The following is a 25803-nucleotide window of genomic DNA, read 5'->3' as shown; positions in this document are numbered from 1 at the left end:
CCGGCCGCCACCATCGCCTTCAGCGCCGTCATCGCCGCGTCACCGCCACCGCCGGCCACCGGAACATCCTTCCAGGCAAAACCTTCCTTCGACAGGTCCTGCTTCAGAACGTTCAGCGCCGCTGCCTCGCCGCCCGACGTCCACCAGTGCAACATCTGCACTTCCTTCACGTCGGCAGCGCGAGCGGACACATGAGCGCCGGCCAGAGCCAATGCGACCATTGCGGTCGTGGTCAAAAACTTGTTCATCGAAAACCTCCCAATCTTCAGTTTGAAGATGCGGGACCATTCCCGCACCAATCACCCGCCCTCCTCGAGCGTAGTTCGGCCGCCGGCTAGGCCGGCTTTTCCGTCTGCGGCATCCACCAATTGGTGCGTTTGCCGATATGCATGTTCAGCGTCTTGGTCTCCGTGTAGTCTTCGACCGCATGACGGCCGAGCTCGCGGCCGAGGCCGCTTTGCTTGTAACCGCCAAAGGGAAGCTCCGAGGCGCCGTCCATGAAGGTGTTCATCCAGATCGTGCCCGCCCGCACCGACCGCCCGATCGTCAGGCAGGTGTCGAAATCGCGGCTCCAGACACCGGCCGACAGGCCGTAGTCGATGGAATTGGCGATCCTGATGGCCTCGGCTGATGTCTCGAATGTCAGGACCGACAGGACCGGCCCGAAGACTTCCTCACGCGCCACGGCCATATCAGGGGTGACCTCTTCGAGGATCGTCGGCGACATGAACTGCCCCATGCCGAGATCGAGCGTCTCGCCGCCATAAGCGACGCGGGCGCCGCTGCTTCTGGCGCCGGCGACATATCCCGATATCTTCTCCAGATGCTGCGGCGTGATGATGGCGCCGACCTGCGTCGAAGGGTCGAGGGGATCGCCGACCTTCACCGCCTTCGACAATTCGGCAATCCGCCTGACGACATCGGCAGCGATTGATTTATGAAGGATCAGCCGTGAGCCGGCATTGCAGCACTCGCCGGCATTGAAATATGCGCCGAAGACCGCGGCATCGATGAAGGCATCAAGATCGGCATCCGGGAATACGATCTGCGGGTTCTTCCCACCCAGCTCCAGCGAAACCTTCTTCAGCGTCTGGGCGGCATTCGCCATGGTCAGCTTGCCGACGCCGGTCGAGCCGGTGAAGGACACCATATCGACGTCAGGATGCGACGTCATGACCGCGCCGACCTCAGGTCCCCGGCCGGTGACAATATTGACGACACCATCGGGAATGCCGGCCTGCTGCAGGATTTCTCCCAGCACGAGCGTCGATCCCGAGGTCAGTTCCGAAGGCTTGACGACGGTGGTGCAGCCGGCGGCCAAGGCAAACGGCAGCTTCTGGCCGACGATCAGGAACGGGAAGTTCCAGGGCGTGATGATCGACACCACGCCGATCGCTTCGCGCAGCACGACCCCCAATGTGCCATCGCCGAGCGTGTTGTAGCTTTCGCCGTGGAGGTCACGTGCGAGCGCTGCCGCGTAGCGCCATATGTCAACGGATCCGGCAATTTCTCCCCGCACCTGCGTGATCGGCTTTCCCGCCTCGATCGCATCGAGAAATGCCAGCTCCTCCGCACGCGTCGCAATCAGATCGGCGGCCTTGAGCAGGATGGCGGAACGTTCGGAAGCGGTCATCCGCGGCCACGGCCCAAGGTCGAAGGCCCTGCGTGCCGCGGCGATCGCCCGCTCGGCATCCGTGCTGCTGCCCGTCGGGAAGCGGCTGACCACGACACCATGGCTTGGCGCGACACGCTCGATCGGACCGGAGGAACCTGCCTCCCATTTGCCGTCGATGAGCATCTTGAAATCACGCGTTCTGTGGTTGCTCAGTGCCGTGGGGTTGACGAGGACCGTCATTACCATTCTCCCTTGAACGTTGCCGGGCGCTTCTCGCTAAACGATGCGACGCCCTCCTTCAGATCACCGGTCTTCGCAGCGAGGATCGAGCCCAGGGCTTCGACCGCGGTTCCGTTGTCTTCGCCGTTCGCCGATGCGATCATCAACTTCGCGATCTCGGTCGCAGCCGGCCCCCTTGCAGCAATCCGCTGCGCATATTCCTTGGCAGCGGCCAGCGCGTTTCCTGTGGGAACAACCGCGTCCACGATCCCGAGAAGGCGTGCCTCCTCGGCGGTGAATATCTCACCACCAAGGGCCATACGCCGGACGGCCTGCGCCCCGAACCGGCGCACAAGACGCTGCGTCCCGGACCAGCCCGGCACCATGCCAAGGCCGGTCTCTGGCAGGCCGATCTTGATGTGCTGCTCGGCGAGGCGAATGTCCGCGACGCCCGCAAGCTCAAGCCCTCCTCCGAGAGCGTGGCCGTTCAGAGCCGCGACCAACGGCACCCTGAGTGTCGCCAGTCTTTCGAAAATACGGTGGCCGTGGCGAACCCAGAGATGACCGAACTCCTGAGGCAACATTCCGCCCCAGGCCTTGATATCGCCTCCGGCGGAAAAGCCCTTTCCTTCACCCGTGAGAATGGCAACGCGCACATTGGCGTTCGCCTCCGCCTCGTCAGCCGCATCCGCCAGCGCTTTCAGCATGTCCAGGTCGAGCGCGTTCAGCTTCTCCGGACGAGAAATCGTCAGCGTCGCAACATGTCCGTTGACGTCAATTCTGACGGATCCGCTAGCCATGGAAGCTGCCCTCCAGCGTGCGTGCCTTTTTTTCTGGAAGCGACAGGCCGATCGCTGCCTCCGCGAAGAGCGCCGCGTCCATGACCTTCAGATCAGGCGCGACGATCAATGGAAACTCCGACTGATCGAGGATGTGGGACTGGAGATCGACGCCAGGGGCAATCTCGGTGAGGACGATGCCATCGGGCGTCAGCTTCATCACGCACCGCTCGGTGACATAGGTGATATCCTGTCCCTGCTCGATCGCGCGCCTGCCGCTGAAGGTGACGTGTTCGACTTCGTTCACGAGTTTTTTCAGCTTGCCTTCCCTCTCGATCAGAAGGGCGCCATCGGCGATCGAAAGCTTCGCTCCGGCGTTGAACATGCCGGAGAAGACGATCTTCTTCGCCCGCGCGGTGATGTCGACGAAGCCGCCGGCGCCGGCCGTCACATGCGGCCGGAAGGAGAGTTTGGAGACGTTGACCGAACCGTCTTTGCCGATCTCGAGGAAGGACAGCAGCGAGGCATCGAAGCCTGCGCCCTGGAAATAGGTGAACTGATAGGGGGACGGCATGTAGGCGTCGGCGTTGGAGGCGCAGCCAAAGGCAAAGTCGAGCAGCGGCACGCCGCCGACGGCACCCTGCTCGATGACCCAGGTAACTGCGCCGTGGAGCCCCTCCTCCAGCAGAATTCGCGGCACGTTGGCCGAGATGCCGAAGCCGAGATTGACGCAGCTTCCCGCCTGAAGTTCCAGCGCGACACGCCGCGCGATGACTTTCTGAACATTGAACTCCGGGACGCTGAAACTATCGAGCGGGCGGAAGATCTCCCCCGAAATCGCCGGATCGTACCCCGTCTGCGTCGTCTGCTTCTGCTCCGGATCGACAACCACATAATCGACCAGCATTCCGGGCACGCGGACGTCATGCGGCTTTAGCGAGCCTTCCTTGGTGATCCGCTTGACCTGGGCGATGACGATGCCGCCGTTGTTGCGGGCGGCCAGCGCCTGATCGAGACCGCCGAGATAGGCGCCTTCATGTTCGTAGGTGAGGTTGCCGCGCTCGTCGGCCGTGGTGGCGCGGATGATAGCGACCTCGGGGACGATCGCAGGAAAAAACAGCCAGTCGTCGCCCTCGAAGCTGACACGCTTGACCACCGGATGTTCCGACGCCAGGCCGTTCATCGCGCAACCCTGCCGGTCCGGATCGACGAATGTATCGATGCCGATCTTGGTCAGGACGCCTGGCCGCTTGGCGGCGGCTTCGCGATGGATATCGAAGAGGATGCCGGAGGGAATATTGTAGGCCGGGATCTCGTTATTGGTGATCATCTGCCAGATCAGCGGCGGCTCGGATGACGACGGACCTGAGGGATAGGAACCACCGATAATGCGTTTGAGCAGGCCCTTTTTGGCAATGTAGTCGACGCCCTTGATGCCGCTCATGTCGCCGGCGGCGATCGGATGAAGGGTGGTAATGTCCTTGGGATGGCCGGTCGCATCGAAACGTTCGCCGATCGCCTTCAGCATGAGGTCCGGGCAGCCGAGACCGCTTGAAGACGACACCGTTACAACGGCGCCATCCGGGATCAGCGCGGCCGCTTCGGCCGGGGTGAGATGCTTGCTCATTGGCATTAGACAGAGTCCTGTTTGATTTTGACGCCCATGCCGGCCCCGCAGCTCTCGCGAACGACCAGCCGAACGGCTGTCGTCACCGTCTCCGCCTCGGCCTTGCCCGCGTTGATCTGCTTGAGAAGCATCTGCGCGCCGCGGCGCCCAATGCCTTGCGGATCGACCGAGACCGTCGTCAGCGCCGGAACCGCCGCCTGAGCCTCTATGACGTCGTCGAAACCCACGACTGCGAAGTCAGAGCCCGGCTCCAGACGGCGCGCGCGCAATCCGTCGCAGACACCGAAGGCGACGGCATCGTTGAAGCAGACGGCCGCCGTCGGTTTGCCGGCAAGAACGAGCGCTTTTCCGATCGCCTCCACCCCGCCGGCGCGCGACGGCGCAGACGCGATGACAAGCTCTTCGTGATAGTCGAGCCCGGCTGCCGCTAGGCCGTTTCGGTAACCGGCAAGGCGGTCGTCGAAGACGGCGGTGTCGGGAAAACCGCCGAGAAAAGCGATGCGCTTGTGACCGAGCCCCGCCAAATGCTTGACCGCCGACATCATGCCGGCCTGGTTGTCGGAGACGATCGACGAGACTTTAGCGCCGGGCAGGTTTCGCACGACGACCACCACCGGAATCCCTGCCGCGACGAGCGGCTTGAAGTCTGCGGCATCGGTGGCGCGCGCCGGCGACACGATGAGCCCGGAAATGCCATGTTCCCGCATCGATGCGACGACCTCGCGCTGCCTGTCGATGCTCTCACTGGTGTTCGACAGGAACTGCACGAATCCGGCCGACTGAACGACCATATCGACACCGACTGCCAGTTCCGCAAAGAAACTGTTCGTCAGATCGTTCACGACAACCCCGACGATCCGCGATTTGGCGCCGGCCTGGCGAAGATTGGCAGCCCCGCGATTGTAGACGTAGCCCAACTCACGCATCACCGAATTGACCTTGGACCGCGTTCCCTCATTGACCAGAGAGGAGCCCTGAAGCACCAGCGAAACCGTCGATTTCGAGACGCCGGCGGCCTTCGCGATATCGATGACGGTTACCCGCGCCTTTGTCATTTCCTCTCCCCGACGCCAACGTCAACTGATCATTAAATATTTGGAACGTTCCAATTCTGTCAAGAGAAATCTACGATACTCCCATTCATACGGCTATTTTTGACGGATTTCATTTTCTTGGGATGGTATAACCTTCCCAGAAAAATTGGAACGATCTAAATTTGAGCTCCGACTGAGAGACCGCCGTCGGCATTTTTCGGAAGAATGCCAGAGAGCCGTGTCCCCCTGGTTTCCGTCGAGGAATTCCCGTGACCGCCATTAGCGAAACCTTATCGTTTCTGACCAATGCTACGCAGACGTGCAACGCGCCAGATCTGAAGCAGGGCCGGATGATGCCACACTCGTTTGAATCTATTCTGGAGAGCCTGCCTCAGGGCATTGTCCTGCTCGATACTGCCAGTGCGGTAACGGCGTTCAATTCCCGCACTCTTGATATTCTCGGTCTCCCGGAAGGCGCCATCCGCAAGGGAATGGCTATCGACGGATTGTTGGGCGCCGACTGCCGAGCGGTGGCATCCCGGCGATCGGCGATCGGCAAACCGTATACGTCGCAGTTTGCACTTTCCGACGGACGGATGATCTCATTGACCTGCGCGCCATCGAAGGATGGAGGCTGGATCCTCAGCTATGAAGACATCTCGACGCTCATTCGCGTCGAAGACAGCCTGGCCGAACAACATCGCCGGTTCGACGCAGCCCTCAGCAACATGCCGCATGGGCTGTGCATGTTCGATTCCGCCAAGAACCTGATATTGTGCAACCCCTCCTACGCGCGGATGTACAATCTGCCCGACCTGCTGACGCAACCGGGGACGCCACTCGTGGATATCCTGGCCTATCGCAGCCGGGAGGGAAATGGCCCGGCCGATACCGCTACCTATTTTGATGTCGTTTTCGAAGCGACGGCCCGCGGTGCGGTAGCCAGCCAGAACATCGTGCTCACCGATGGGCGGGTTATCAAGATCACCCACAATCCGATGCAAAACGGTGGATACGTCGCCACCCATGAAGACGTCACCAAGACCGTGCGCCTTGCCGAAGAGCTGCGCCGGCATCACGATCAGCTCGAAGCGACGGTGAAGAGCCGCACGGCGGAAGTCGAGCGGCAGGCGCGGGAACTCGAGCGCATGCTCGCGCAGGAGCGGAACATCAACGAATTGCAGCGGCAGTTCGTGGCGATGGCATCCCATGAATTCAGGACCCCGCTTGCCATCATCGACGCCGCTGCCCAGCGGCTGCTGCGTAAACGAGGGGCGGTCGAACCCGAATTTCTCAGCGACAAGGTCGATCAGATCCGCGCATCGGTGAACCGGATTGTCGATCTCATGGAGAGCATCCTGTCAGCCGGACGCCTCGATACCGGCAAGATCGATATCAGCTACACCGCTTGCGCATTGAGATCATTGATAAGAACCTGCTGCGAGCGGCAGTCGACGATCGCAAAGACGCACAGCTTTGTTTTGGACATAGATGGGCTTCCCGAGTTCATCGATGGCGATCCCCGCACTTTGGCACAGGTCTTTACCAACCTGCTTTCCAATGCCGTCAAATACGCGCCTGGAACCTCCGAAATTCGCGTCACGGCATGGGCCGAGACAGGAAACGTCAAAGTCTCGGTCAGCGATGACGGCGTGGGGATCGATCCGGAAGACGTGCCCCGGCTGTTCCAGCGCTATTTTCGTGCCCGCACGTCGACCGGGATTGCCGGAACGGGTATCGGCCTCAACCTGGTGAAGCAGATCGTCGAGTTGCACGATGGCTTGATAGAGGTTCGAAGCGCAAAAGGATGCGGGTCGACATTCACCGTAACCCTTCCCATCAAGAGAAGCGGTAACGCTTCCGCGACCAATGACGCGGCCTGACGTTTCAGGATTGCAGTCCGCCATATCTACCCTATCCTTCTCGCAATAGAGGAGGATCACGCCATGGCTTTCATTCACACCCCCAATGCATCCGCCAGCGAGAAGACGACGTCGATGTATGCGTCGGCCGAGGCGAATTATGGATATCTGCCGAACATGTACCGGGCCTTCGGCCACCGGCCGGAGGTGATGGAGAGCTGGGCGGCGCTGCTTTCGAGCATTCGCAGCCATATGAGCCTCAGGCGCTATGAACTGGTGACGCTGGCGGCAGCCAAGGAGCTGAAATCCTCCTATTGCATGCTGGCGCACGGCTCGGTGCTGCTGCGCGAGGGTTTCACCAGCGACGGGCTCACGGCAGTTGTCAACGAGACGGAGAAGGCGCCGATCGATGCCGGCGAACGCGCGATCATGGCCTTTGCCGCCAAAGTGGCGCGCGATGCGACGTCGGTCACCCAGCAGGATATAGACGGGCTGAAAAAACACGGCCTGAGCGATGCCGATGTCTTCGACGTCACGGCTGCGGCCGCGGCCCGGTGTTTCTTCTCGAAAATGCTGGATGCGCTGGGCGCTGCACCCGACCACGCCTATATCGAGCGGCTGGAGCCGAATGTGCGAAAGACACTCAGCGTCGGCCGGGAGGTGGAGCGGCCTCTGGCGCCCTCACCGTCTCGTGGCACATCGCCATGATGCGATGACCGAGGGCGCCTGCTCCTGCGCCCCCTATTCCCCTGCGGCCCTACTCCTGTGGTTTGTCCGCAAAATGCCGGATCGCAAATTCGGCGATGTTCTGGCTCGATCGGTCGGCATCGTCGAGCAGCGAGGGAAACAGCTGCCATTGATGCGGCATGCCCGGCCAGACCTCGGTGGTTACGTCCACTCCCGCCTGGCGCGCCTTGTCGGCGAGCCGCAACGTATCGTCCAGCAGGACTTCGCCGGAGCCGACCTGCAGCAGCAGCGGCGGAAAGCCAGTCATGTCGGCATAGAGCGGCGAGGCCTGAGGATCGGTCGGAGACCGGGTGCGGAGATAGGTCTTGCGCAAGGTCTCGATCCAGTCCTTGCCGACCAGCGGATCGCTTTCGGCATTCGATGTCATCGATCCGCCCGTCGCGGCAAGATCGGTAATGGGGCTGAGCGCAATCACAGCCGCCGGCAACGGCTTTGCGACCTGCATCTGCCGCAGCACTGTCTCGATCGCAATATTGCCGCCGGCGCCGTCTCCGGCGACGATGATGTTCTCGCTCCGATAGCCGTTGTCGAGAAGCCAGCGGTAGGCGGTCAGCGCGTCGTTGATCTGCGCGGGATAGCCATATTCCGGCATCAGCCGATAATCGACGAGAAGAACGTCGCTCGATGCGGCCTTGGCGAGCGAGCCGGCAAGCAGGCTGTGCGTGCGGATGGAGCCGCTGGAAAAGCCGCCGCCATGGATATAGAGGATCACCCTTTGGCCGATCGGGTGATGAAGTCGGGCGGGCCACATCAGTTCGGCATCGACGCCGTCGGCATCGACCTGCCGGACCTGGATGCGCGTCGGTCCCGGCGTCGTCTCCATCAGCGTTCTGAAGGCCGTCCGCCGCTGCTGCAGGCTGTCGGCGCCGGCAAAGTGTTTCTTCCAAAGGCCGACGAGTTTTTCGACCTGCTCACGCGAGGCCTGGCTTTGCGGCCCAATGTCCTGCGCAGACACGCCGGATGCCAGCAACGCCATCGCAGTAAGCGCAGGCAACAGACATCCGAGCCGCCTTGCGAGCCTTCGATTACCGGCAGACAAAATCCGATCGTTCATCAACCTCTCCCGATGATGCGGGTCACGGCAGCATCATTGGCCAGTTCGCCCATGGGAGTCAAAAGGGTGACGGATGCCAATCCCGACCTTTTTTACTCCGCTCTTATCGCGTCGATAACAGCCCTGAAACCCGCCGACATATGGCGGCGGCTCGGATAGTAGAGATAGAGCGGTTCCTCCGGCTGGCACCAGTCGTCCAGCACCTGGATCAGTTCGCCGCCGGCGATCGCCTTCTCCACGCGCGGCTCCCAGATATAGGCAAGGCCAACACCGCTAAGTGCTGCCTGCATCATCAGCTCGTGATCGTCGAGCGACAGCGGCCCGGTCGGCTGAAAGCTCACGGTCTGGCCATCCTTCTCGAACTCCCAGGCATAGCGCGCACCTGATGGAAACATGTTCTGGATGCAGAGATGGCGCTTGAGCTCATGCGGCGTCGCCGGTTTCGGCCGGGTCTCGAAATAGGCGGGCGAACCGACGACGACCAGACGGATGCGCGGCTTGATGCGCAGCGCGATCATGCCCTCGGTGACGCGCTCGCCGAAGCGGATGCCAGCATCAAAACCCTCCTCGACAATATCGACCAACCTATCGGTCGCGTTGATCTCCAGCTGCAAATTGGGGTTCTTTGTCAACAGCGGACCGATGATGAGGCCGATGACGAAGGGGCCGATCGAATTCGGCACGTTGATCCGCACCTTGCCGAAGGGCGTGTCTCGGTAGCGGTTCAGCGCATCGAGCGCCGCCGCCATCTCGCCGAAGGCCGGGTCAAGATGCGAGATCAACAGTTCGCCGGCCTCCGTCAGCGAGACGCTGCGCGTCGTGCGGTTGAGCAGGCGGATGCCGATCCGGTCTTCGAGATTGAGCACGGCATGGCTGACCGCGGACGCAGTGACGCCCCGCTCCTCGCCTGCCTTGCGAAAGCTCTTGTGCCGCGCGACGGCGGCGAAAGCCGCGAGTTCGGAGAGTTCGGTGGCGCGCATTACTGAATAAAGCTCATCATAGTTTCAAGAATAACAAATCTTATACAGCAACGAATTTTCAGTCAAATTCACCTCGTCGGCACAGAGATGCCACCGCCAACCGAATAGTTCGAAAGGAATTCGTCATGAAAGTCTGGTTCATCACTGGTGCATCCCGCGGCTTCGGCGCGCTGATGACCAAAGAAGCCCTCGCATCAGGCGATGCCGTCATCGCCACCGCCCGCAACCCGAAGACCGTGACCGAGCAGTTGGGCGACCACCCGAACCTGCTTGCCGTCGCCCTCGACGTCACCAGCGAGGCGCAGGCGAAAGAGGCTGCGGCTGCCGGCATCGCCCGCTTCGGCCGCATCGATATTCTCGCCAACAATGCCGGCTACGGCCTGCTTGGCGCTGTCGAGGAAGCCACGGCCGAAGAGATCGAGAGGCTCTATGCCACCAACGTCTTCGGTCTGTTGAAGGTGACGCGCGCGGTGCTGCCCCATATGCGCCGCCAGCGCTCCGGCCACATCCTGAACTTTTCCTCAATTGGCGGTTATTTCGGCTATCCCGGCTGGGGCGTCTACGGCTCGACAAAGTTCGCCGTCGAAGGCTTGTCCGAATCGATGGCCGCCGAACTCGAACCTTTCGGCATCAAAGTGACGATCGTCGAGCCTGGCTTCTTCCGCACCGACTTCCTCGCCGACACGTCGCTGGCGGTCAGCCCGGCCTCCATCGCCGATTACGAAGGCACGCCGGCCGGCAACATGCGCAGTTTCGCTGTTGATGCCAACCATACCCAGCCCGGCGATCCCGCCAAGCTTGCCGCCGGCATCATGACGCTCGCCAATTCGCCCAATCCGCCGCTGCGCATGCCGTTCGGCAGCGATACGGTGGCCGTCATCGAGGATCAGCACGCCAGCGTCGAAAAGGAACTTGCCGCCTGGCGCCAGCTCGCTTTGTCCACGGATTTTCCAAGCGAGGCAACGGGCTCGGCCTGAAGACCAAGGTGGGGCAGCCGCTGCTTCCCGGATCTCCGGGATGCGGCGGCTGCGCGCCGTGAGTGCAGGAAAGTGCAGCATGCGGCAAATTAGCGTTCGCCTCGCGTATGGAATGGCCTAGATCTAGGTTCGATCACCACCATGAAGAGGCGAGCATGTCCATCAAGTCCATCTGCATCTATGGCGCCGGGGCGCTCGGCGGCGCTATCGCCGTCAAGCTTGCAAGCCACGCCGAAAACGACGCCATCATCTCCGTCGTCGTGCGTGGAGCCCATCTCGACGCCATCCGCGACAATGGTCTCAGCCTGCGCGAAGCCGGTGCGGAAAGGCCGCTCAATGTCCGCCTCACCGCAACCGACGATCCCAGGACATTGCCGCCGCAGGATCTCGTCATCACCGGCCTCAAGGGGCATCAGCTGGCACCCGCTGCCGAAGGTATTGCAGGCCTCCTCAAGGAAGGTACCCGCGTCGTCATGATCCTCAACGGCATTCCGTGGTGGTATTTTCACCGCGATATCCAGAGCCGGCATACCGAGCTGCAGTTCGACGAGCTCGATCCCGGCGGCAGGCTTTGGCGACTGATCGGGCCGGAACGGGTGATCGGCTGCGTCGCTTATCAAGGGGCAGAGGTCATCAATCCCGGCGAGATCCAGCTTGCCAACAACGGCCGCTTCGTGCTCGGCGAGCCCTCAGGCGAGATGTCGCCCGATCTCAAGGCGATCGCCGCGGTGCTAACCGACGCCGCCCTCAACATCACGACGACGGCTGTTATCCGTGACGAGATCTGGAGCAAGTTGATGGGCAATACCGCCTTCAACCCGATCAGCGCGCTGACCAGGGCGCTGATGACCGACATCATGGCGGATCCGGCACTTTCGACCACAGTCGGTAAAGTGATGAACGAGGTCCGCGCCGTCGGCGAGGCCTTGGGCGCGCGTTTCAGCATGACCGTCGAGCAGCGGCTCGAACAATCGCGCCATATCGGCGCCGTGCGCACATCGATGCTGCAGGATCTGATCGGCGGCAAGGCGCTCGAAATCACGCCGCTGGTCGGCATGGTGGTGGCGCTCGGACGCCTGAGTGCCGTTCCGACCCCAGTCTCGGAAACGATCCTGGCGCTGGTGACGCAATTGGATCGGGAAAACCAGCGCGGCCGCTGACTGCGGAGAAAAAGAAAGGCCGGGAGAAACCCGGCCGCCTTGACTTACTTTACGACCTGCTCGGCCCAATTCGGCGCCTTGCCGACGCCATCGAGGAAGGTCATTGCCATATTCGCCATGAGGGGAGAGGCGAAGGTCTCGTAATGGGTGAGATCGGGCAGGATCGCCAGCCGGTTCTTCGACATGTTTTCCCGCATCCAGCCCGCATCGCGCAGACCGCCGCCGAGCTTGTGATAGAAGTCGACCATATGCTCGGGGCGGATCATGTCGGCATCGCCATAGATCAGCATGACCGGCATGGTGAGCTTCGCGACCGCATCGCTGTAGTCGGCGGGTTCACGCATCAGCGCGCCCATGGCGTCGAGCAGCTTCGGAAATTCGGAAACGTCAGGCGCCACCGCCTTGTAGGAGAGGAACATCGGCGTGTCCTTCATCATCTCGGCCATGCCGGCGCCGACGGCCGCCTGCTGCGGCAGCATCTCCGGGAAGAAGCCGTTCTGCGCATAGGGTGCAGAGAGTATCACCAGCCGGCGCACCTGGTCGGGCGCTTTCGCCGCCATGTTCAGCGCCACCCCGCCGCCAAAGGAATAACCGAAGACGTCGAGTTTGTCGTAACCGAGCTGCTTCACCAGGATCGCGAGATCGGCGCCGATCGCCGGAAGCTCGATCGGCCGTTTGCCGAGCGGCGTGCGGCCATGGCCCTGCAGGTCGACGGCGATCACCTGGCGGTGGTCGGTGAAGATGGGCATGACCGGCGCGAACATCTCGATCTGCCCGAGGCCGCCGTGAAGGAGCAGCAACGGTTCGCCCTCCCCGCGGATCTCGTAGTAATAATCGATGCCGTTGACCGGCACGCTTCCCTTCCTGACCATCGGCGCTACGGCCTTATTGTCCTCGATGACAGGCCTTCCACTTTCAGCACCTGACATATCGGGTGCGGCCAGGAATGCGGCAGCCGTTGCGATCATCGAAATCAGCGTCATCTTCGACATGTCCTTGCTCCCATGTTTGCTTCGATATCGCAAGGACTGCGGCGATCATGCGTTTCCGACACCGCACTTCGAAATTTCTGCCATCGGCCTTTATGCCATTTCTATATTTTCGCCCCTCTCTCCGAATGGATTTTCTATCGCAAGCGGCAGTAGCCTTTCGCCATCACTGCAAAGGTCAAAAAGCCATGCGAAATCTCATGTCCTCCGGTTTCCGGCCTCTTCGCCCCTACAGGATCACGCGCGGCAGCCGGCAGATGCGCGAGAGGCGCACCGCCCAGGCGTTCATCGTCTTCGGCGTGGTGCTTGCCTGTGTCGAGCTCTACGTCATTTTCGGCTGGCTCTGAGGCTGGCTTATGAAAACGGCCTCCTCTTCTTCACGCTTCACTGTCGGCCCCGACAGAAGCGGCCGCTGGATAGTCCACGATCGCGAGGGCCTGGTCGGCGGGCGCTTCATCAATGAGGCGGCCGCCCTCCACTTTGCCGCCTCGGAATGCAACTGCCGCTTGGCCGATATCCACAGGGCGGCTGCGGGGATCGTGCTCGAATTTATGCCCTTTGCACGCGGCGCGGCGCATATCCATTAAATCGCGTTCTCCTGCCGTTTTCCCGGCGGGAGAACGAAGAGACCAATTCCAACCTTTCCTTAACTGGCATGTTGCTAAAATACTGGCGCAGAGACTTCAGATGTCACGAGACCAATGCCGAAACCGAATTTCCGCTTTACCCATTACGATATCAAGGAACAACGGGCCGGAACGATCGTCGAGGTGTCGTTGAATGCGGTGAACAATGTCCGGCTGATGACGTCACCGAATTTTCAGCGGTTCACCGAGGTTCTCGATTTCAAATATATCGGTGGCGTGGCGCGCAAATCGCCGATCAGGATCGCCGTGCCGGAAAGCGGCCACTGGCATGTCGTCGTCGACATGGAGGGCCATCACGGGCTTGCGGAATCCGCCGTCAAGGTGATCGCGGCGCCCGCAAATCAGAAGACGCCGCGGCCCTCCTGAATTTTACAGCACCCACGCATCTTTCGGACGCGCAAAAGCAAGCGCTGAAGCTGCTCTGTCGAAAAACCGTGATCACGAGACGCCCAATCCTGCCGATCGTTGATTGCGATCAATGAATCAGACCGCGACGTCGGTCACAGTTCTGTGGTCGCGAGGCTTGCCCCGCGCCGCCAGTTGCAAGTCGGCTCCTCATTCATGCTCTGCTAGAGCGTGAGGAACAGCGGGCCATGATCTTCATCACCTGGGGGCAGTCCATGACTTCGAGCCCGATCGGTCGTATCACCCATATCATCGATCCCGGCGATGCGCTCGGTGAAGTCCTTTTCGGATTGATCATGGCGCTGACATTTACGGTAGGTTCAAGGCTCGTTTTTGAGGATGAAGGGTTGGATGTCCACGAGTTGATCGTCGCAACAATCGGATGCAACGTCGCTTGGGGGATCATTGATGCCGTGTTGTTCATTCTGGGTACGACGTTTTACAAAAGCAGACGGCTGCGCCTTTTTCGGCAAATTAAAGCCGCCAGAAGCGAAGCTGCGGCGCTTGAGATGCTCGCGACAGAATTCCCGATCGAAGAAGCACCGTTTTCTGCAAAGGCCGCGGACGCGGACACGCTCTATCGATCACTCCTGACGCTTGCATCTCGGGCCGATCCTGTGAAGGTGTCCCTATCGAAAGGTGATCTCTGTGCCGCCATTGCGGTCTTCTTTCTGGTCTCGATCACCTCCATTCCGGCAGTGACCCCTTTCCTTCTCATCGACAGCGCGCACCTAGCTCTGAGAGTCAGCAACCTGTTTCTCATCATGCTGCTGTTTGTGACGGGCTATGCGTGGGCGAGATTTTCGGGAGGCAGGCCTTTTCGCGCAGGGATGACGATGACTTCTCTCGGGTTGCTTCTGGTTGCAATAGCGATCGCTCTTGGCGGGTGAGCCCCCTTCGCCAACCCAACAGGCATAAACCCGTCAGCGCGGATTGCGCTCCTTGCGAAGTTTCGCCCACCATTCCAGCCGCTTGCGGATGTCGCGCTCGAAACCGCGCTCCGGCGGATCGTAGAAGGTCTGGCGGCCCATCTTCTCCGGGAAATAATCTTGGCCGGAAAAGGCATCCGGCTCGTCGTGATCGTAACGATAGCCCTCGCCGTAACCTTCTCCCTTCATCAGCTTGGTCGGCGCATTGAGGATATGCTTGGGTGGCAGCAGCGAACCGTTCTGCTTTGCCGCCTGGCCGGCCGCCTTGAAGGCGGTGTAGACGGCATTCGATTTCGGCGCGGTGGCGAGATAGATGCAGGCTTGCGCCAGCGCCAGTTCGCCTTCCGGCGAGCCGAGATAGTCGTAGGCATCCTTGGCGGCATTGCAGATCACCAGCGCCTGCGGATCGGCAAGACCGATATCCTCCACCGCCATGCGCACCAGCCGCCGGCCGAGATAGAGCGGGTCTTCGCCGGCATCGAACATGCGGGCGAGATAATAGAGCGCTGCATCGGGATCCGAGCCGCGCACGGATTTATGCAGCGCCGAGATCAGATTGTAGTGCCCGTCCTGCGCCTTGTCGTAGACTGGGGCACGGCGCTGGACGATGCGCGTCAGGCCCTCGGTATCGAAGCTCTCGCCCTCGCGCGCGGCGCGCCAGACCTCTTCGGCGAGCGTCAGCACCGCCCGGCCGTCGCCGTCGGCCATGCGGATCAGGCTGAAGCGCGCCTCCTCGGTCAGCGGCAGCGGCTTCTGCTCGATCGCCTCGGCGCGCTTCAGCAGTTCCTCCAGGCTCTCCTCGTCATGCGACTTGAAGGTGAGGACACGGGCCCGCGACAAGAGAGCGGCGTTGAGCTCGAAGGACGGGTTCTCGGTGGTGGCGCCGACGAGGATGACGGTGCCGTCCTCCATGACCGGCAGGAAACTGTCCTGCTGGGCACGATTGAAACGATGGATCTCATCGACGAAGAGCAGCGTCTGACGGCCGTCCATGCGCCGCAGGCGGGCTGTCTCGAACACCTTCTTCAGATCGGCGACGCCGGAAAAGATCGCCGATATCTGCTCGAAGGCCAGCCCGGCCTCGCCCGAAAGCAGCCGCGCCACCGTCGTCTTGCCGGTGCCTGGCGGCCCCCAAAAGATCATCGAGCCGAGCGAGCCGCTTTCGATCATTCTTTTCAGCACGCCATCCTCACCGGTCAGGTGTTCCTGACCGGTGACATCGGCAAGCGTCTTCGGCCGCAGCCGGTCGGCAAGCGGCCGCCTGGCGGCGACCTCCTCCGGAACACGCGGCGCGAAGAGATCGTTGCTCATCGGAAAAACTGCCGGATGCGCTGGCCGTCGCGCTCGATTTCCACACGCCAGAGGCCGGGGTCGCTATCGGCGATCTCGGACAGTTCGCTGGTCGACTTCACATCCGTGCCGTTGATCGAGACGATGATATCCTTCGGCTCGAAGCCCAAACGCGCGGCAGGCGAATCCTCTTTCACCTCGGAGACGACGACGCCTGCCGATTCCGGCGGCATGCGCAACTCGTCGGCAACCCGCGGCGACAGGTTCTCGACGACGGCGCCGGTAAACGGCGTGTGGCCGCCGATCGTGCGCTGGTCGCGCGGCGAGGTCTCCGGGGCGCGGTCGAGCGACAGCGGCAGCTGCTCCTCGCGGCCGTTCTCGACGACGGTGAGCTTGACCGATTTGCCCAGACCGGCCGTCGTCAGCCGGTAGAGCAGCGCATCCGGATGTTCGACGGAAATGCCGTCGACGGCGGTGACGATTTCCCCGGCCTTCAGCCCGGCCTTGGCCGCCGGTCCACCTTCCGAGACCTTGACGACGAGCGCGCCGCGGGCCTTGTTCAGCCCGAGCGCTTCAGCCACCTCAGAAGTCACGGCATCGAAACTGGCGCCGACATAGGGCCGCTCGAAGGATTTGACGCCGGCATCGGCCGAGGCGAGGAAGACCTTGACGAGATTGGCGGGGATGGCGAAGCCGATACCGTTCGAGCCGCCGCCGCGGGAGAAGATCGCCGTGTTGATGCCGATCAGCTCGCCCTTCATGTTCATCAAGGCGCCGCCGGAATTGCCGGGATTGATCGAGGCATCGGTCTGGATGAAGAAGCCGAACTCGTTCCTGACCACCTGGTTGCGGGCCAGTGCCGAGACGATACCGCTCGTCACCGTCTGGCCGACGCCGAAGGGATTGCCGATCGCCAGCACGAGATCGCCGACCTCGACCGAATCGGAATTGCCGATCGGCAATGTCGGGAAGCTTTCCTTGGTATCGATCTTCAGGACGGCAAGATCGACGCGGTCGTCGCGCAGCACCACCTTGCAAGGGAATTCGCGGCCATCCGACAGCGCGATCTTGATGTCGTCGGCGCCTTCGACGACGTGATTGTTGGTGACGACAGTGCCGTTCGCCTCGACGATGACGCCGGAGCCCAGCGAGGACTGCTTTTCCGAACGGTTCGGCATCTGCTGGCCGAAAAACTGCTCGAAGAAAGGATCGCCGGCAAAGGGCGACTGCCGCTGGACGATCTTCTCCGCATAGACATTGACGACGGCGCCTGACGTTTGTTTGACGAGCGGCGCGAAGGAGAGCTGCATCTGCATCTGGCTCTCTGGGACGGTCTTTGCAGTCTGCGCATGGGCCGCGGCCGGCAGAATGAGCATGAGAGCGAAGAGCGAGACGGACGCGCGCTTGAACAGGCCTTGCATGGGTATCCCTTTTGAATCCTCTTGAGGAACGTATTAGAGCATGATGCCGAAAAATGTGAGCGGTTTTCGGACGACATCATGCTCTAACTATTTAATTGCGAACAGGATTCAGATTTTAGGCCGACCGGCCTAAAATTGTCCTGTTCTGCGGCCCGACGCTAGAAAGGAAAGAGGGCGGAAGCATGGAAGAATAAGGCGAGAGGACGCCTCGGAAACCGGTTGAAGTCATTGTGAATTTGATTCAGGAAGATTGGCCATGCAACTGATATCGAAAGCCAAACTCTGGGCGAAGTCACTGAAGCGTGACATCGTGGCCCTTTGGTTTGCCGCTCGCGATCCACGCGTGCCCTGGCATGCCAAAGCGGTGGCCGGCACCGTTGCCGCCTACGCGCTGTCGCCGATCGATCTCATCCCCGATTTCATTCCCGTGCTCGGCTATCTCGACGATCTCCTGATCGTGCCGCTCGGCATCATGCTGGCTATCCGGCTCGTGCCGGTGGAGGTGATGATCGAGCTTCGCACGGAGGCGGCAAAGCGCATCGAGCGCCCTTCCAGTCGTCTCGGAATGATCTTCATCCTTGCCGTCTGGCTCGCCTGCATCATCTTCCTGGCTCTGGCACTCAGCAGGCTCGCCTGAACGGCACCAACGGGAACATATGCATGATGATGACAAGAATGATGACGGCAGCCTTCGGCTTTGCGATCCTGCTCCTCGCATCGCCCGTGGCACAGGCGGCCAGTTTCGATTGCGACGCGAGAGAATTGAAGCCGGATGAAAAGGCGATCTGCGACAACCGCGCGCTCAACGATGCCGACGTGAAGATGGTGACGACCTTCGAGCTGCTCTCCGGCCTGCTGGCGATGGGCTCGCGCGGCACGCTGCAGGACGAACAGACGGCCTGGCTGAAGAAACGGCAGGAATGCGGGGCGGATGCGACCTGCATCAAGGCTGCTTATGACGAGCGGCTGAAGCAACTCGGCGAGACCTATAAAAACATCAACCGGCCGCTTTGAAAGCGACCGGTTGGTAGAGCCGCTGACTTTTAATCGGCAGGTCGTCGGTTGAGTTGCCTCAACGGGCGTTCAGATCGCGCACGGCGCCGCGATCGGCGCTCGTTGCGAAGGCGGCGTAGGCCTTCAACGCGGTCGTGACGTTGCGCTTGCGGACTTCGACCGGATACCAACCCTTGGCGTCCTGATCGGCGCGGCGGGCGGCAAGTTCGGTTTCGCTGACGCGCAGGCTGATCGTACGGTTGGGGATGTCGATGTCGATCATGTCGCCTTCACGCACCAGGCCGATGATGCCGCCATTGGCCGCTTCCGGTGAGACATGGCCGATCGACAGGCCGGAGGTGCCGCCGGAGAAGCGGCCGTCGGTGATGAGGGCGCAGGCCTTGCCGAGGCCCTTCGACTTCAGATAGCTCGTCGGATAGAGCATTTCCTGCATGCCGGGGCCGCCCTTCGGGCCTTCATAGCGGATGACGACGACGTCGCCGGATTTGACCTCGTTGGAAAGGATCGCCTTGACGGAGGCATCCTGGCTTTCGAAGACGCGGGCGGGGCCGGAGAATTTCAGGATCGATTCATCGACGCCGGCCGTCTTGACGATGCAGCCGTCGATCGCAAGGTTGCCCTTGAGCACGGCGAGGCCACCATCTTTCGAGAAGGGATGTTCGACCGAACGGATGACGCCGTTCTGGCGATCGGTGTCGAGCTCGTCCCAGCGGGCCTCCTGGCTGAAGGCGACCTGGGTCGGGATGCCGCCCGGAGCGGCGCGATAGAATTTGCGGACAGTCTCGCTATTGGTGCGGGTGATATCCCAGCGATCGATCGCGTCGCCCAGCGTCTCGGCATGGACGGTCGGGCAATCGCGGTTCAAGAGACCGCCCTTGTCGAGCTCGCCGAGGATCGACATGATGCCGCCGGCGCGGTGGACGTCTTCCATGTGCACATCGCTCTTGGCGGGCGCGACCTTCGACAGGCACGGCACGCGGCGCGACAGCGCGTCGATATCGGTCATGGTGAAATCGACCTCGCCTTCATGGGCGGCGGCAAGGATGTGCAGGACCGTATTGGTCGAGCCGCCCATGGCGATGTCGAGCGCCATGGCATTCTCGAAAGCCTGCTTGGAAGCGATGGTGCGCGGCAGCGCCTTGACGTCGTCCTGCTCGTAATAGCGGCGGGCGAGATCGACGATCAGATGGCCGGCCTCGACGAAGAGCCGCTTGCGGTCGGCGTGGGTGGCGAGCGTCGAGCCGTTGCCGGGCAACGACAGGCCGAGCGCTTCCGTCAGGCAGTTCATCGAATTGGCGGTGAACATGCCGGAGCAGGAGCCGCAGGTCGGACAGGCCGAGCGTTCGATGGTCTGGACGTCTTCGTCGCTGATCTTGTCGTCGGCCGCGGCAACCATGGCATCGACGAGGTCGAGCGCATGCGTCTTGCCGTGCAGCACGACCTTGCCGGCTTCCATCGGACCGCCGGAGACGAAGACTGTGGGAATGTTGAGGCGCAGCGACGCCATCAGCATGCCGGGAGTGATCTTGTCGCAGTTGGAGATACAGACCATGGCGTCGGCGCAATGGGCATTGACCATATATTCGACGCTGTCGGCGATGAGCTCACGCGAGGGCAGCGAATAGAGCATGCCGTCATGGCCCATGGCGATGCCGTCATCGACGGCGATCGTGTTGAATTCCTTGGCGACACCACCGGCCGCTTCGATCTCGCGGGCGACCAGCTGGCCGAGGTCCTTCAGGTGTACGTGGCCGGGCACGAACTGGGTGAAGGAATTCACCACCGCGATGATCGGCTTGCCGAAATCCGAATCCTTCATGCCCGTGGCGCGCCAAAGGCCGCGGGCGCCCGCCATGTTGCGGCCATGGGTCGTGGTTCTGGAACGGTAAGCTGGCATCGGTGTCTTCCTCAACGTGGCGGAATTATCAGGCGAAGCGGGGCGGCATGGAGCCTGCAGGCCGGGCAAACGCTGCTTTTTGGAATTGTCCTAATCCAATCGACGGGGGCTGTCACTACCGGGAAGCTCAAATCCGGTACGCCATCGGCAAAGCGCCACGAGCCCATCGATCATATACGGTTCGGCGCGATGTTTCGTTACAGCCTATTCCATCACGGCCGAACACAAAAAATTGGCTTCCCGTCGGTAATATTCAAGGCTTAGACACTCATCCGAGTGTGCGGGTGGTTCGTTTAAGACTATATTTCACAGATCCGCCCAGGAGGTTTCGTCATGCCAAGCTATCGCCCGCCGAAGATCGCGTCATCGGAGATAACGCCGCGCCAGATCTATGTGCGGCGTCGTGAATTCCTCGGCGCGGCAGCGCTTGGCGCCGTGGCGCTCTACAGCGCCGGCAAGGCGAGTGCTGCGGCGCTTTCCGCCGTCCGGAGCAAGTACAAGGTCGACGAGAAGCCGACGCCGATCAAGGATGTCACGACCTACAACAACTTCTATGAGTTCGGCCTCGACAAGGGCGATCCCGCAGCTCTTTCCGGCGATTTCAAGCCGCTGCCCTGGACGGTCAAGGTCGACGGCATGGTCAACAAGCCCGGCACCTTCGACATCGAGGCGCTGATGAAGGAATTCCCGATCGAGGAACGAACCTACCGGATGCGCTGCGTCGAGGCCTGGTCAATGGTCATCCCTTGGGACGGTTTTCCGCTGGCATCGCTGCTCGACAAGGTGGAACCGCTCGGCAGCGCCAAATACGTCGCCTTCGAAACCGTCGTGCGGCCGGAGGAAATGCCGGGGCAGAAGGGCTTCTTCCAGTCGCTCGACTGGCCCTATGTCGAAGGTCTGCGCCTCGACGAAGCGCGCCATCCGCTGGCGCTGCTTGCCGTCGGGCTCTATGGCGAAACGCTGCCGAACCAGAACGGCGCGCCGATCCGCCTCGTCGTGCCGTGGAAATACGGTTTCAAGGGCATCAAGTCGGTCGTCAAGATCACGCTCACCGACCAGCAGCCGAAGAATACCTGGCAGGTGACCAATCCGCAGGAATACGGCTTCTACGCCAACGTCAACCCTGATGTCGATCATCCGCGCTGGAGCCAGGCGAGCGAGCGACGCATCGGCGAAAGCGGCTTCTTCGGTGCGAGCCGCCATCCCACCCTGCCCTTCAACGGCTATGCCGACGAGGTGGCGGGTCTTTATGCCGGCATGGATCTGAAGGCGAATTTCTGATGGCGGAACTGTCGCTCGCCATCCCCAAGCGCTGGCAACCCGCCTCCGTCTGGCTGCTTTACGTCGTCGGGCTGGTGCCTGCGGCCTGGACTTTCTATCTCGGCGCGACCGATCAGCTCGGCGCCGATCCGGTCAAGACCTTCGAGCTCTTCCTCGGCATCTGGACGATCCGCTTCCTGATCGCAACACTTGCCGTGTCCCCGGCCCGCGAGCTCTTCGGCTGGAATTATCTGCGCTATCGCCGCGCGCTGGGCCTGCTGACCTTCTACTACGCGCTGATGCATTTCACCGTCTACATGGTGCTCGACCAGGCGATGGATATCTCTGCCGTCATCAACGACGTGCTGAAGCGCCCCTTCATCATGTTCGGCATGGCGGCCCTTGCCATGCTCATTCCGCTGGCGCTGACATCCAATAATTTCTCGATCCGTCGCCTCGGCAAGAACTGGATCTGGCTGCATCGCCTGATCTACATCATTGCCGCCAGCGGAGCGCTGCATTTCGCGCTCTCGACCAAGATCCTCGACCTCGAGCAATATATCTATGTCGGGCTGATCATCGCGCTCATCCTCTACCGCTCCTACCGGCCGATCGCACGCAACAGGAAGAAGGGCCAGGGACGGGCGCGCAATCGCGCAGTGGCGTCGGCTTCGTGAGGCGCAAACGACCGCCGAGGACGCTTCACCGACGGGTGGGATCGAAGGCGCAGGCTGCGGCGATGCCGATGGCATAAGCCAGCATATTCCAAAACGAAAATATCCGGCCAAGCAACAGGGCGCCCGCCGTGGTCAGCCGAAAGGCGTCGAGCCAGGGCGCATGATAGAGGCGGAACAGTTCCACGGAGATCGCGATGAGCAGCGCTGTGACGGCAATGACCGCCCGCCGTGACCTTGCGGCTATGAGTGACACCAGCAGATAGACCATCGCGCCCCAGAGCGCCGATCCGCCATATTTGACGACGACGAAGGGCAGATCGGCCGCATAGCCAAAGCGCCGGAGCGCCAGCCCGAGGACGATGACAAGAAGCAGGGCTGCGAGACGCAGGAACTGCGCTCGAGAGCGAGTTTGAATAATTGCGCGCAATGACCTGTCCTATCTCAATTTCCGCCGGTTGGACGGCCGAGGTGCAGATATCGAATTATCAAGCGAAGGCTGTCCGCCGGCGCACAAACAAAAACAGCCGGGCTTTGCAGCCCGGCTGTCTTGTTTCCGCCGAAGCGGAAGATTAAGCGGCGACGGCCTGTTCTTCGGCAGCGACACGGGCCTTGTCGGCTGCGCCCTTGGCGAAGGTGTCGCGATCAACGAATTCGACAACGGCCATGGCGGCATTGTCGCCCTGGCGGAAGCCGGCCTTCATGATGCGCAGGTAGCCGCCGTTGCGGGTGGCGTAACGCGTTGCGATCGTGTCGAACAGCTTCGAAACGACGGCAGCATCGCGGATCTGCGAGATCGCCTGGCGGCGAGCATGCAGGTCGCCGCGCTTGCCGAGCGTGACGAGCTTCTCGACGATCGGACGGATTTCCTTGGCCTTCGGCAGGGTCGTGACGATCTGCTCGTGGGTAATCAGCGAAGCCGCCATGTTGGCGAACATCGCCTTGCGGTGGCTTGCAGTTCTATTCAGCTTGCGGCCGGCTTTACCATGGCGCATTGCTATTCTCCTTTAATGCAGGTGCCCTTACGCTAAATGGGCCTGCCGTTTCCTGGCACATGCAGGCGATCGGCCTGCTGTTTGACGGGGAAAGGCAGCCGAAAGAGCCTGCCTTTTGTTTTCTCAGTATTGGTCTTCGTAACGCTTGGCGAGATCTTCGATGTTCTCGGGCGGCCATGCCGGCACTTCCATGCCGAGGTGCAGGCCCATGGAAGCGAGAACTTCCTTGATTTCGTTCAGCGACTTGCGACCAAAATTCGGCGTGCGGAGCATTTCTGCTTCGGTCTTCTGAATGAGGTCGCCGATGTAGACGATGTTGTCGTTCTTCAGGCAGTTTGCCGAACGGACCGACAGTTCGAGTTCGTCTACCTTCTTGAGGAGAGCCGGGTTGAAAGCGAGTTCGGTGACTGCTTCCTCTTCGGTTTCCTTCTGCGGCTCGTCGAAGTTGACGAAGACGCCAAGCTGATCCTGGAGAATGCGCGCCGCAAAAGCGACGGCGTCTTCGCCGGTGATCGAGCCATCGGTTTCGATGGTCATGTTCAGCTTGTCGTAGTCGAGAACCTGTCCTTCGCGGGTATTTTCAACCTTGTAGGACACCTTCTTGACCGGCGAGTAGAGGCTGTCGACCGGGATGAGACCGATCGGAGCATCTTCCGCACGATTGCGCTCGGCCGGAACGTAGCCCTTGCCGTTGTTGACGGTGAACTCCATGCGGATTTCGGCGCCCTCGTCGAGCGTGCAGATGACATGCTCGGGGTTGAGGATTTCGATATCGCCGACCGTCTGAATGTCGCCAGCCGTGACAACGCCCGGGCCCTGCTTGCGCACGACCATGCGCTTTGCGTCGTCGCCATCCATCTTGATGGCGATTTCCTTGATGTTGAGCACGATGTCCGTCACGTCTTCGCGGACGCCCGGAATCGAGGAGAATTCATGCAGCACGCCGTCGATCTGCACCGCCGTGACGGCAGCACCGCGCAGCGAGGAGAGCAGAACGCGACGCAGCGCGTTGCCGAGGGTGAGGCCGAAGCCGCGCTCCAGCGGTTCGGCAACGAGCGTCGCCCTGGTGCGCGAGCTCGAGGAGAACTCCACCTTGTTCGGCTTGATCAGTTCCTGCCAGTTCTTCTGAATCATGAGTTTGCCTTCCGTTCGTTGCCACCATCCAATCGTGGCAACCGAGCTTGAAAACCACCGGGAGCGCGCAGGCGCTCACCGGTGACGAGAGCGATGATCAGACGCGGCGCTTCTTGCGCGGACGGCAGCCATTGTGCGGGATCGGGGTCACGTCGCGGATGGACGTGATCATGAAACCTGCAGCCTGGAGCGCGCGCAGAGCCGATTCACGACCCGAACCCGGACCGCAGACTTCGACTTCCAGCGACTTCATGCCGTGTTCCTGGGCCTTCTTGGCGCAGTCTTCGGCAGCGATCTGGGCGGCGAACGGGGTCGACTTGCGCGAGCCCTTGAAGCCCTTGGCGCCAGCCGACGACCATGCGATCGCATTGCCCTGCGCGTCGGTGATGGTGATCATCGTGTTGTTGAAGGTCGAGTTGACGTGAGCGACACCCGACGAGATATTCTTGCGCTCGCGACGGCGAACGCGGACGGCTTCCTTAGCCATGGTATTCCTTTCGTTGATCTCTTCACCGCCGTAATGCCAGCGGCTACACCGGAACGGCGCCTATATGGTCCCGCTCCAAACTCAAAAGAGGCCGGCGCAGACCGCCAGCCTCCCTACCCCGGTTTCCCGGAAATTACTTCTTCTTACCAGCGATTGCCTTTGCCGGGCCCTTGCGGGTGCGGGCATTGGTGTGCGTGCGCTGACCGCGGACCGGAAGGCCGCGGCGATGACGCAGGCCGCGGTAGCAGCCGAGGTCCATCAGGCGCTTGATGTTCATCGCGGTATCGCGACGAAGATCGCCTTCGACCTGATAGTCGCGGTCAATGGCTTCGCGGATCTGAAGGACTTCTGCGTCCGTCAGCTGATGCACACGACGTTCAGCCGGGATACCGACCTTCTCGACGATTTCCTGTGCGAATTTCGGACCGATCCCGTGAATGTAGGTCAGCGCAATAACAACGCGCTTCGCAGTCGGGATGTTGACGCCAGCGATACGTGCCACGCCTGTTCTCCTTGCATTCCAGTTGCCATCCGGCAAGTGGGCTTCGTTATGCGGTCTTTAGAACCGCCCGTTCAGATTTACGTCCGTAACATGTCAAAACGACCG

Annotated in this window: 27 protein-coding genes and 1 pseudogene; 12 read left to right on the top strand and 16 right to left on the bottom strand. The window is 61.4% G+C overall.

What is annotated here, in order from left to right; all coding sequences use genetic code 11:
* From FHT79_RS21380 to FHT79_RS21360, 5 genes and pseudogenes are all read right to left on the bottom strand, one after another.
* Positions 1-248: pseudogene (locus FHT79_RS21380) on the bottom strand (sugar ABC transporter substrate-binding protein); the annotation flags it as partial.
* Positions 249-334: 86 nt separating this feature from the next.
* Positions 335-1855, bottom strand: coding sequence for an aldehyde dehydrogenase family protein (locus FHT79_RS21375; RefSeq protein WP_183904049.1), 1521 nt, complete (start codon positions 1853-1855; stop codon positions 335-337).
* Entirely contained in the window at positions 1855-2634 is a 780-nt protein-coding gene (locus FHT79_RS21370; RefSeq protein ID WP_183904048.1) for an enoyl-CoA hydratase/isomerase family protein, read from the bottom strand. Before FHT79_RS21370 ends, FHT79_RS21375 begins: the two co-directional genes overlap by 1 nt.
* Positions 2627-4240, bottom strand: a complete 1614-nt coding sequence (locus tag FHT79_RS21365) for an acyl CoA:acetate/3-ketoacid CoA transferase (protein WP_183904047.1) — start codon at positions 4238-4240, stop codon at positions 2627-2629. Before FHT79_RS21365 ends, FHT79_RS21370 begins: the two co-directional genes overlap by 8 nt.
* A 5-nt stretch (positions 4241-4245) precedes the next feature.
* The gene (locus FHT79_RS21360) at positions 4246-5295 is read right to left on the bottom strand and encodes a LacI family DNA-binding transcriptional regulator (protein ID WP_183904046.1); all 1050 of its coding nucleotides are present in this window, start codon (positions 5293-5295) and stop codon (positions 4246-4248) included.
* 329 nt (positions 5296-5624) lie between these two features.
* Here FHT79_RS21360 and FHT79_RS21355 point away from each other — a divergent pair, with 329 nt between their 5' ends.
* Positions 5625-7157: a PAS-domain containing protein gene (locus FHT79_RS21355; protein ID WP_183904054.1), complete on the top strand. Its 1533-nt coding sequence runs from the start codon at positions 5625-5627 to the stop codon at positions 7155-7157.
* A 63-nt stretch (positions 7158-7220) separates the two neighbouring features.
* Positions 7221-7844 carry a peroxidase gene (locus tag FHT79_RS21350; protein WP_183904045.1) on the top strand — a complete coding sequence of 208 codons (624 nt, stop codon included), beginning with the start codon at positions 7221-7223 and terminating at the stop codon, positions 7842-7844.
* Positions 7845-7893: 49 nt separating this feature from the next.
* Here FHT79_RS21350 and FHT79_RS21345 read toward each other — a convergent pair whose 3' ends face one another.
* Positions 7894-8859, bottom strand: a complete 966-nt coding sequence (locus tag FHT79_RS21345) for an alpha/beta hydrolase (protein ID WP_245435158.1) — start codon at positions 8857-8859, stop codon at positions 7894-7896.
* A gap of 170 nt (positions 8860-9029) precedes the next feature.
* Positions 9030-9917 (bottom strand): LysR family transcriptional regulator, encoded by an 888-nt coding sequence (locus FHT79_RS21340; RefSeq protein ID WP_183904044.1) that lies wholly within the window; start codon positions 9915-9917, stop codon positions 9030-9032.
* A gap of 125 nt (positions 9918-10042) precedes the next feature.
* Here FHT79_RS21340 and FHT79_RS21335 point away from each other — a divergent pair, with 125 nt between their 5' ends.
* On the top strand, positions 10043-10894 hold the full coding sequence (locus FHT79_RS21335) for an oxidoreductase (protein ID WP_183904043.1): 852 nt from the start codon (positions 10043-10045) through the stop codon (positions 10892-10894).
* Positions 10895-11049: 155 nt separating this feature from the next.
* Entirely contained in the window at positions 11050-12054 is a 1005-nt protein-coding gene (locus FHT79_RS21330; RefSeq protein WP_183904042.1) for a 2-dehydropantoate 2-reductase, read from the top strand.
* 44 nt (positions 12055-12098) lie between these two features.
* On the opposite strand, the gene FHT79_RS21325 is transcribed toward FHT79_RS21330, so the two are convergent.
* Positions 12099-13046 (bottom strand): alpha/beta fold hydrolase, encoded by a 948-nt coding sequence (locus FHT79_RS21325; protein ID WP_097596327.1) that lies wholly within the window; start codon positions 13044-13046, stop codon positions 12099-12101.
* Between the two features lie 185 nt (positions 13047-13231).
* Here FHT79_RS21325 and FHT79_RS21320 point away from each other — a divergent pair, with 185 nt between their 5' ends.
* From FHT79_RS21320 to FHT79_RS21305, 4 genes are all read left to right on the top strand, one after another.
* The gene (locus FHT79_RS21320; RefSeq protein ID WP_155295777.1) at positions 13232-13390 is read left to right on the top strand and encodes a hypothetical protein; all 159 of its coding nucleotides are present in this window, start codon (positions 13232-13234) and stop codon (positions 13388-13390) included.
* A 9-nt stretch (positions 13391-13399) separates the two neighbouring features.
* Complete coding sequence (locus FHT79_RS32205; RefSeq protein ID WP_097596328.1) at positions 13400-13630, top strand: hypothetical protein; 231 nt, start codon at positions 13400-13402, stop codon at positions 13628-13630.
* Between the two features lie 114 nt (positions 13631-13744).
* Entirely contained in the window at positions 13745-14056 is a 312-nt protein-coding gene (locus FHT79_RS21310; RefSeq protein WP_047619875.1) for a DUF1883 domain-containing protein, read from the top strand.
* A 254-nt stretch (positions 14057-14310) separates the two neighbouring features.
* The gene (locus FHT79_RS21305; RefSeq protein ID WP_183904053.1) at positions 14311-14985 is read left to right on the top strand and encodes a VIT1/CCC1 transporter family protein; all 675 of its coding nucleotides are present in this window, start codon (positions 14311-14313) and stop codon (positions 14983-14985) included.
* A gap of 33 nt (positions 14986-15018) precedes the next feature.
* Here the strand turns inward: FHT79_RS21305 and FHT79_RS21300 are convergent, their stop codons facing one another.
* Both FHT79_RS21300 and FHT79_RS21295 read right to left on the bottom strand, forming a co-directional pair.
* Entirely contained in the window at positions 15019-16335 is a 1317-nt protein-coding gene (locus tag FHT79_RS21300; RefSeq protein ID WP_097596329.1) for a replication-associated recombination protein A, read from the bottom strand.
* On the bottom strand, positions 16332-17735 hold the full coding sequence (locus FHT79_RS21295; protein WP_097596330.1) for a DegQ family serine endoprotease: 1404 nt from the start codon (positions 17733-17735) through the stop codon (positions 16332-16334). Before FHT79_RS21295 ends, FHT79_RS21300 begins: the two co-directional genes overlap by 4 nt.
* 256 nt (positions 17736-17991) lie before the next feature.
* On the opposite strand from FHT79_RS21295, the gene FHT79_RS21290 reads away from it, so the two are divergent.
* Positions 17992-18372, top strand: a complete 381-nt coding sequence (locus FHT79_RS21290; RefSeq protein ID WP_097596331.1) for a YkvA family protein — start codon at positions 17992-17994, stop codon at positions 18370-18372.
* 23 nt (positions 18373-18395) lie between these two features.
* Positions 18396-18749, top strand: coding sequence for a hypothetical protein (locus FHT79_RS21285; protein ID WP_097596332.1), 354 nt, complete (start codon positions 18396-18398; stop codon positions 18747-18749).
* Between the two features lie 58 nt (positions 18750-18807).
* On the opposite strand, the gene ilvD is transcribed toward FHT79_RS21285, so the two are convergent.
* Positions 18808-20646, bottom strand: coding sequence for a dihydroxy-acid dehydratase (gene ilvD, locus FHT79_RS21280; protein ID WP_063473380.1), 1839 nt, complete (start codon positions 20644-20646; stop codon positions 18808-18810).
* Between the two features lie 333 nt (positions 20647-20979).
* Here ilvD and msrP point away from each other — a divergent pair, with 333 nt between their 5' ends.
* Both msrP and msrQ read left to right on the top strand, forming a co-directional pair.
* The gene (gene msrP, locus FHT79_RS21275; protein ID WP_183904041.1) at positions 20980-21927 is read left to right on the top strand and encodes a protein-methionine-sulfoxide reductase catalytic subunit MsrP; all 948 of its coding nucleotides are present in this window, start codon (positions 20980-20982) and stop codon (positions 21925-21927) included.
* Positions 21927-22583, top strand: a complete 657-nt coding sequence (gene msrQ / locus FHT79_RS21270) for a protein-methionine-sulfoxide reductase heme-binding subunit MsrQ (RefSeq protein WP_047619862.1) — start codon at positions 21927-21929, stop codon at positions 22581-22583. The genes msrP and msrQ overlap by 1 nt, the downstream gene beginning before the upstream one ends.
* A 25-nt stretch (positions 22584-22608) precedes the next feature.
* Here the strand turns inward: msrQ and FHT79_RS21265 are convergent, their stop codons facing one another.
* The 5 genes from FHT79_RS21265 to rpsM all read right to left on the bottom strand — a co-directional run bounded on the left by FHT79_RS21265 (position 22609) and on the right by rpsM (position 25698).
* The gene (locus tag FHT79_RS21265; protein ID WP_183904040.1) at positions 22609-23010 is read right to left on the bottom strand and encodes a DUF2809 domain-containing protein; all 402 of its coding nucleotides are present in this window, start codon (positions 23008-23010) and stop codon (positions 22609-22611) included.
* 142 nt (positions 23011-23152) lie between these two features.
* Positions 23153-23575 (bottom strand): 50S ribosomal protein L17, encoded by a 423-nt coding sequence (rplQ, locus tag FHT79_RS21260; RefSeq protein WP_003573769.1) that lies wholly within the window; start codon positions 23573-23575, stop codon positions 23153-23155.
* Between the two features lie 123 nt (positions 23576-23698).
* Positions 23699-24709, bottom strand: a complete 1011-nt coding sequence (locus FHT79_RS21255) for a DNA-directed RNA polymerase subunit alpha (protein WP_003547579.1) — start codon at positions 24707-24709, stop codon at positions 23699-23701.
* A gap of 97 nt (positions 24710-24806) precedes the next feature.
* Entirely contained in the window at positions 24807-25196 is a 390-nt protein-coding gene (gene rpsK, locus FHT79_RS21250) for a 30S ribosomal protein S11 (RefSeq protein WP_003547577.1), read from the bottom strand.
* Between the two features lie 133 nt (positions 25197-25329).
* The gene (gene rpsM / locus FHT79_RS21245; RefSeq protein ID WP_003573772.1) at positions 25330-25698 is read right to left on the bottom strand and encodes a 30S ribosomal protein S13; all 369 of its coding nucleotides are present in this window, start codon (positions 25696-25698) and stop codon (positions 25330-25332) included.
* Between the last annotated feature and the right edge of the window lie 105 nt (positions 25699-25803).

The sequence above is a fragment of the Rhizobium sp. BK212 genome, from assembly GCF_014197475.1.
In the GTDB taxonomy this organism is placed as follows: domain Bacteria; phylum Pseudomonadota; class Alphaproteobacteria; order Rhizobiales; family Rhizobiaceae; genus Rhizobium; species Rhizobium anhuiense.
The sequence above is the reverse complement of the archived record's forward strand: the minus strand, read 5'-3'. Positions and strand labels throughout refer to the sequence as shown.